We start from the raw sequence: 381 nt of genomic DNA on the forward strand, positions 1-381 counted from the left end.
CATGTAGATCATGCCGTTGATCGATGAACAGCCGCCGAGCACCTTGCCGCGCGGATAGTTGAGTCTGCGTCCGATGAGACCGGCTTCCGGCTCGGTCTTCATCATCCAGTCGGTACGCGGGTTGCCCATGCAGAAGAGATAGCCGATCGGGATATCGACCCAGTGATAGCGGTCGCTGCCGCCGGCCTCGAGCAGCAGCACCTTGTTGCGCGGATCGGCCGAGAGCCGGTTGGCGAGCACGCAGCCGGCGGAGCCGGCACCGACGATGACGTAGTCGTAACTGCCGAACGGAGACGGTGAAGCTTCGGTCACGTGCGCGCCTGCTGTCCGGCGATGCGCTCCCACATCGGGGTCATCGCCTGGTTGATCTCGCCATAGAGT

The 381-nt window shown here is 63.5% G+C and carries 1 protein-coding gene; it reads right to left on the reverse strand.

Annotation, left to right across the window (positions count from 1 at the left end):
* Positions 1-312: GMC family oxidoreductase N-terminal domain-containing protein (locus tag EOC94_RS33910; RefSeq protein WP_185928401.1), on the reverse strand; the 312-nt coding region annotated here is incomplete at its 3' end.
* Positions 313-381: the final 69 nt, after the last annotated feature.

This window comes from Mesorhizobium sp. M6A.T.Ce.TU.016.01.1.1 (assembly GCF_003997065.1).
In the GTDB taxonomy this organism is placed as follows: Bacteria; Pseudomonadota; Alphaproteobacteria; order Rhizobiales; family Rhizobiaceae; genus Mesorhizobium; species Mesorhizobium mediterraneum.